At 68.0% G+C, this 6,760-nt stretch carries 4 protein-coding genes; all 4 read right to left on the reverse strand.

The features are described from left to right. Positions 1-6 precede the first annotated feature (6 nt). Positions 7-801 (reverse strand): OmpA family protein, encoded by a 795-nt coding sequence (locus HV701_RS20330; RefSeq protein ID WP_175134816.1) that lies wholly within the window; start codon positions 799-801, stop codon positions 7-9. A 3-nt stretch (positions 802-804) separates the two neighbouring features. Continuing rightward, entirely contained in the window at positions 805-1,788 is a 984-nt protein-coding gene (gene tagF, locus HV701_RS20335) for a type VI secretion system-associated protein TagF (RefSeq protein ID WP_175134817.1), read from the reverse strand. Then, positions 1,785-5,549, reverse strand: coding sequence for a type VI secretion system membrane subunit TssM (gene tssM / locus HV701_RS20340; RefSeq protein WP_236756944.1), 3,765 nt, complete (start codon positions 5,547-5,549; stop codon positions 1,785-1,787). Before tssM ends, tagF begins: the two co-directional genes overlap by 4 nt. Positions 5,550-5,613: 64 nt before the next feature. Further along, the coding region (locus HV701_RS20345; protein ID WP_175134818.1) for a hypothetical protein at positions 5,614-6,760 on the reverse strand (1,147 nt) is incomplete at its 5' end.

The following is a 6,760-nucleotide window of genomic DNA, read 5'->3' on the forward strand; positions in this document are numbered from 1 at the left end:
GGGGGCTCAGCGCGCCGCGCGGAACTCGATGCGCCGGTTCTTGGCGCGACCTTCCGGCGTGGCATTGGTGGCCACCGGTTGATCCGGGCCGACGCCCATCGCTTCGAAGCGCGAGACCGGCAGCCCTTTGTCCGCCAGGTAGTCCCGCACCGCGTCGGCGCGCGCCTGGCTCAACGCCAGGTTGGTGCTGCGGCTGCCGGAACTGTCGGTGTGGCCGATGATCTGGATCTTGTCGGCGCGCAGCTTCGGCACGGCGTCGGCCACGCGGTCCAGCAACTCGCGCCCGCGCGCGGTCAAGCGGGCGCTGCCGGTCTCGAATTCCACCACCCGGTTGCTCAGCAGGTTGTCCAGCACGTCCTGCTCGTCCTTGCCGGCCGATACGCGCAGGCCGTTGACGATCTTGTAGGTGGGGTTGAGCGCGGTCGCGAAAGTGCTGGCGATGCGCTGGCGCGAGGCTTCGTTGTCCACCTCGCCACGTAGCCGGATCTGGGTGCCGTCGATTTCCAGTTGGCCGCGATTGATCTGCTTGAGGGGGCTGTCGAGCAGCTTGCCCACGTGCTGCGACCAGTTCGGCGGCGCGACCACGCCGCCGACATCGATGCGGTCGATCACATTGCCCACGCCATACACTTTCTGCAGCCGTTGCAGCACGTCGGCCTTGGTGGCCTCGTCGGGCACCGCGCCACTGGCGACGACCTGGCCGGGTTGGGGAATGACGTTGGCGGGCACCACCGTGGCCGCGTCCTGGGCATAGAGCGGGCCGGCGCAGGCGATGGCCAGGAGCAGTGAAATTATGCGCATGTCCTAGGCTCCGATAAAAACTTCGCGGAAGGTCTCCAGCGCCTGGCGCAGGGAGAGCCGCGGTTGATCCAGATAGCTCGATAGCTTGGCCAGGCCGTGGCTGGCGCTGACATGGTCACGCACCCAGGGGGCGTCCTCCAGCACGATGTAATGCTGCGCCAAGGCCTGCGGCGTCGACAGCAGGGTTGCCAGCGTCTGCGGCGATGCGCCGCGAAAGCCCACCACCAGCCGGTGCTTGCCCGCGATCTGTCCGATGAACATGGCGATCTCGAAGTCGGCGCGGTTGAGAAACGGCGCGATCAGCGTCATCCAGTACGTCGCCACCAGGTTGATATAGAGCGGGTCGTCGGGCAGCGGCAGCGCCAGGCCGGTGTCCAGTTGCGACGAGCCGCTGGACATGACCGGCGCCAACAGGATGCCCAGGGCCAGCACGATGTCGTGCATGCTGGCGGCATGGCCGTTGCCGCGCAGCATCGCCTGCACGCGCTCGATTGTCTGCAAATCGATGAAGGCGTCGAAGCCGTCGTCGGCGGCGGTGCGGATCTCGCCTTCCAGATCGTTCAGCGTCTGCAGCGCGGCGGCGGGGTCGCCTTCCTGCATGAGTTGCGCGGCGGCGCTGCCCATGCGGTTCCACATGCGGCTGAAGGCCAGCGGGCTGCGCGCGATGAAGTCGAGCGGACGCGACACTTCCACCGAGGTCGCGCTGATGAACGGGAAGCGCCGCCCGGATTGGTCCCGGCTGGGCTGCAAGTGGCCCGCGATGGCCAGCTTGCCGCGCGAGCCCAGCACCGCGAAGGGCGCCGGCTGCGCCTCGTCGTACAGCGTTTTCCAGTGCGGGTCCTGGGCCAGAATCTCCATGGTGTTCGCGACCCAGGCATCCAGCGTCGCCATCAGCTGCGGATGCGAGGTGTTCTTGACGAAGTCGCCACGCGACGGAATCTTGCCGAAGTAGGCCGTACGGAACATGGGGGACTGCGGATGGCTCATTGCTGCGCTCCGGCAGGCGTCGGGGCGACGGAGGGTTGAGGGGACACGCCCGCGACCGTGGCGGGCAGGCGCAGGTTGCGCAGGCCCTGGCTGCCCGGCTCGGTGCCGCCGGCGCTGGCCGCTTGGGCATTGCTGATGATGCGCAGCCTGACCGGCACCGTGATGTTGGATCGGGTCCAGCTCATCTCGAAACTGCCATCCGGGTTGGGCTTGCGTTGGGCGCCGGAGATCAGGCGCTCCAGGCCGAAACGGCCTGGTTCGTTGACGATTTCGACCACGGTGCCGTCGAAGGCGGTGGCCGTAATGCGCGCGCCCGGCGCGCCCTGCGCGTTGGGCCAGATGAAGTTGACCCATTGCGGAGGCGTGTTGCGGTAGCGCAGCTGCTGGCCGTCGATCTCGATCGTGTATTCGGTGACGCCGCTGGCCGGCTTGGGCTGGATCTGGAACAGTGTCTGCGGCTGGCTGGCCGCGCCCGATCCGGCCGCGCCGCCCGACAGCGGGGCGACCCACTGCGCGAAATTGGCGGTGAAGGACGGTTGCAGGTCGATGCCCATGTCGCCCCAGGTGCGGGCGGTCAGGATGTCGCCCCGGCGCACCGTCAGCGGCCCCAGGGTTTCATTGACATACCTGGCGATGCTGCCCTGCGGGCCGAAGACCTGGGCGATCTCCTCGCTGCTGGCCTCGATGCCCGCCTTGGTCGAGAACGGGTACTTTTCGGCCAGGTTCTGCATGAAGCCCTGGTAGACCTGGGCATTCCATACCTTGTTCAGTTCGACCTGCGCGGGCTGCATGGCGACGGCGTAGCCCTGGATCAGTGGGCGCACCAGCAGCGGGCGCAGCGTCTCGCGCTGCGCCGGCGTCAGGCCGGCAAGCATCTGCTCGTCCACCAGCTTGAGCGCATCGGCCAGTTCCGAGTCCTTGCCTTCCAGCGTCTGGCGCATCAGCAGCAACGCGCCCGGCCCCGGGTCGCCCTGGTTGTTGATCAGGTTGAAACGGGTGCGGATCTTGGACAACGCGTTCATGTAGTTGCCCAGCAGCGACTGGTTGTCGCGCGTGACCACCAGGCGCGCCACGTCGGAGAACTCGCGGCCCACCGGGCCCATCGGGATCTGTTCACCGCCGGGCGCCACCGCGGCCGGCTTCGGCTGGCCCTGGCGCAGGATCACGCGCTTGAACCAGGCGACCACGCCGGTCTGGGCCTGCGCAATGCCGGTATTGATCAGCGACGGGTTGTCCCACGACGTCTGTTCATAGGTGGTGTTGATCAGCTTGACCAGCGGCGAGTTCTGCGGGTCGCCCAGGCGGTTCATACCTTGCACCGCCTGCTCGAAGCTGGTGAAGGGCTTGATGGTGACGCCGCGCAGCATCTTTTGCCATTCCTGCGCGTACTCGGTCTTGTACATCGTCGCCAGGCTTTTCTGGATCTGCTCGGGGCTGCCTTCCAGCGTGAGGTCGTCGCGCGCGTTCACCCCCAGCACCCAGTCGCTGGTTTGGACTTCGCGGCGCGCGGCTTCGCCAATTGCCGGCTCGATGTATTGTTCCCAGGCTTCGCGCGTGAACGTGCCCGGCACCGCATAGCTGCCCGCGACCACGGCGGCATCGGCCTCGCCCAGGATGCGGGCGACGGTCATGGCGGGGAAGCGCGTGGCCGCGCGCGCCTTGAGCGTGGCATAGGCGCGTTCGCGCGCCGGCATGCCCTGCATCACGCTGCGCAGGTTGCCGCGCGTGCGCTCGACCAGGGCCAGATTGGTTTCGATCTGGGGCCAGTCGGCATCGGCCGCGCGCGCCACGTAGAACGAGATCAGGCGCTCCGCGCTGCGGATCAGCTGGTCGCGCGGCATGGCGCCGCGATTGGTCTCCAGCCATCCGCGCCAGAAGCGGGTGATCTGGTCGGACAGATGGGTGGGGTCCACGTGCTCGCGGTTGGCCATCATCAGATAGGTCTTGAGCGCGTTGTAGGCGTCGTCGACGTCCGTGGGCGAGGCATCCTGGAACAGGGTATCGCCGGCATTGTCGCGTACCGGCTGGGCCTGGGGCGGCGTCGGGCGAGCCGCGCCGGCGGCCGCCGCCTGCGACACGTCGACACGGCCCAGGTAATCCTCCAGGCTGGCTTTGACCGGCACCAGCATGAACTGGCGCAGGCCGTTGTAATACTCGGCCAGCAGGCGCTGCTTGAGCACGTCGCCCTGGTACAGGCCCAACCCGAGCGACAACGGCCGGCTGTTGGAATAACGGTCCAATTGCTCGATGCGGTCCTGAAGGATCTCCATGGCTTCCAGCCGGCTCTGCAGGTCGGTGCGCTCGCTTTGCAGGCGCACCACCTTGTCCAGGTCGGCCTGCACATTGCTGGCCAGTTGCCGGTTGCCCAGATAAGACCAGCTCCAGCCGCCCAGCACCAGTCCCAGCGTCAGCACCAGGCCGGAAAACGCCAGGTAGCGCATGCGGACCTTGTTCGGGCTGGCGTGCTGCCGAACCAGTTTCTTGTCGGCGAAGATCACGCTGGAGAACAGGTCGCGCAGGAAAAATCCATTGTGCGAGGCAACGCTGCGCGCGGCTTCACGCGAGGCCGGGCGCAACGCGAAGCGCTCGGCGAGCTTGTCGGTGGAGGTGCTGCGCGAGGCGCCTTCCTGCAAGGCGCTGGTGAAGTAAAAGCCGCGGAACACCGGCTTGTACTGGAACGGATTGGTTTCGAACAGCGTCGATAGGAAGGTACGCAATGCCGGCTTGATGCCGGCGAATTCCAGCGGAAAGGTCAGCAGCCCTGGCGGCAGGGCGCCGTTGCGGCGCAGCGAGATCTGCGCCGTGCCCATTTCCTTCAGGCCTTCGTAGAGTTCATCGAAGCGCTCGTCAAACAGCGTCAGCACATCGCGGCTTTCGTCGGCGCCGTACGGAAGCGTTGCGCCCCAGACGCGGTCGCGCTCGCGCGCGTCGGCATCGGCGAAGAATTCGGAGAATCCCGCGATCAGGTCCGCTTTCGTGAAGATCACGTATACCGGGGCGAACACTTCCAGCCTGTCGGTCAATTCCTGCACGCGCTGGCGCAGGTTCTTGGCCAGGTTGATGGCGAATTCCGGGCCGGCATCCGTCAGCTCGCTGATACTGGCCGCCACGATGATGCCGTTGATCGGCGCCTTGGGGCGGTGCCGCTTGAGCAGGTCCAGAAAGCTCATCCACTCGTTGCGGTCTTCTTCGTGCACCGAATAGCGGCCGGCCGTGTCCAGCAGGATGCCCTCCGTGGTGAAGAACCAATCGCAGTTGCGGGTGCCGCCCACGCCCCGCACGGCGGCGCCATTCTTGTCGGCGAAGGGAAATTGCAGGCCCGAATTGATGACGGCGCTGCTCTTGCCCGCCGCGGGATTGCCGATGACGATGTACCAGGGCAGCTCGTACAGCGCTTCGTTGCCCGACGTCTGGCCGATCTTGGAGGTCTTGATGGTGCGCACGGCCTGTGTCAGGCGCGCGCGCAGCGCGTCGATTTCGCTGCGGTTGGCGGCGGGGCTGGCGGCGGCGCCGGTCTGCACCTGCTGCTCCAGCATGTCGCCCAGCTTCTGGTTGGCGCGCCGCGCGCGGCGCCGGCGCCAGAGGTAGGCGCAGAGCCACAGGCACAGCAGCACGCCCAGCACCAGGCCGGCCCAGGTCATGGCGATCTGCATGGTGTCGGCGAACAGGAACAGGAACACGATCAGCGCGACCAGTCCGATCAGCATGAAGGTGCGCGGGTTGGCGAACACGCGTCCGCTCCAGTAGCGGAAGTCGCTCATGGCGCTGGAAAATCGAGAAAGCAATCCTGATGGGCTACGCATGGTTTTCGCTTTTGTTTTGGGGTCAGGCGGTCGCGCTGGCGGCGGGTCGAGAGACCAGCGCCGCGGCGCGCAATGCGGGGTCTTGCAGGGTAAGGGTGAGCACGGGTTGGTCCAACTGCATGCAGGTTTCGCCGGCCACGGCCAGCGTCAGCAGCGAGGCCGCCGCGCCCGTGTGGCCACAGGCCACGCCGAGGGCCAGGCAGTCTTTGCCGCCATCCAGATGGGCAAACAACTGCGTGGCCACGCTCAACGGTTCCAGGGGACGGCTGCCGCGGTGATCGGCATCGCTGAGAATATGGGCGATGCTGTCGGGCGCGACACGGGCGGCCTGCAGCAGGTCGCGCGCCAGGTCCGTCAGGGGCGCTTCGGCCTGGGCGCCCCGCGCGTCGGCCGGCTTCTGCCGCGGCAGTACCGGCGACAGCGTGAGCTGCAGTTCGGCCTGGGTCCCGACGGGCGCCAGCAGCAGGCCGGCGGCGGCTTCGCCTGGCACGCGTCCCTGCGGATTGGCGTGCGTCAATAGCGCCGACGAGGCGTCCCAATTGGCGACCTGCTCGGCGTCGAGATAGCCATCGCCGGCCAGCACGATGCACCATTGCGGCTCGGCCTGGGCATCGCCCGGCTCGGCGGCAAGCTGGCGCAACAGCTGCTCGGCGGCCATGGTGTCGCGCGCCGGGTGGCCGGCGGCGCGGATACGGGCGTCGGGCCAGACCCCGGCGGCCGCGCGCACCGCCGCGAGCGCGTGTTGCCGCGCCGCGTCGGACCAGTGCGCCGGCAGCAGCACCTCGAAGCGCAGCACCGGCCAATCTGCCTCGCGCGCCGGCACATCCAGATCCGTGACGCGCGCATGCGCCTCTTGGGTCAGCGCGCGCGCGACCTCGGCCAGCAGCGCCGTGGCTCGCAGCGTGGCCGTGGCCAGGGCGTCGGCGGGCGCGCCCTGTTCCCGCGCGGCGGCGTACAGTTCCATATCGTCCATGCCGGGCACGCGCGCGGCGAAGATCGGAAAGCCCTGCGGTGTTTTGAGTTCGGCGTCCAGCTCTGGACGCTTCTGTTCGGCCAGCGCCGTGGCGATGGCGGCAGTGTCGGCGCCCACCGCGGCGCGCGCGGCGACGGCGATGAGGCGCAACTCGGCGGCGGGCGGCGGCGCGTTGGCCGGCGACGCGGCCTCGGCC

The organism is Achromobacter pulmonis (genome assembly GCF_902859765.1).
In the GTDB taxonomy this organism is placed as follows: domain Bacteria; phylum Pseudomonadota; class Gammaproteobacteria; order Burkholderiales; family Burkholderiaceae_B; genus Achromobacter; species Achromobacter pulmonis.

Bases quoted from the DNA above. Each gene is read 5' to 3' on its own strand.
- tagF (WP_175134817.1), bottom strand. From the start codon at position 1,788: ATGAGCCATCCGCAGTCCCCCATGTTCCGTACGGCCTACTTCGGCAAG.
- HV701_RS20330 (WP_175134816.1), bottom strand. From the start codon at position 801: ATGCGCATAATTTCACTGCTCCTGGCCATCGCCTGCGCCGGCCCGCTC.
- tssM (WP_236756944.1), bottom strand. From the start codon at position 5,549: ATGAGCGACTTCCGCTACTGGAGCGGACGCGTGTTCGCCAACCCGCGC.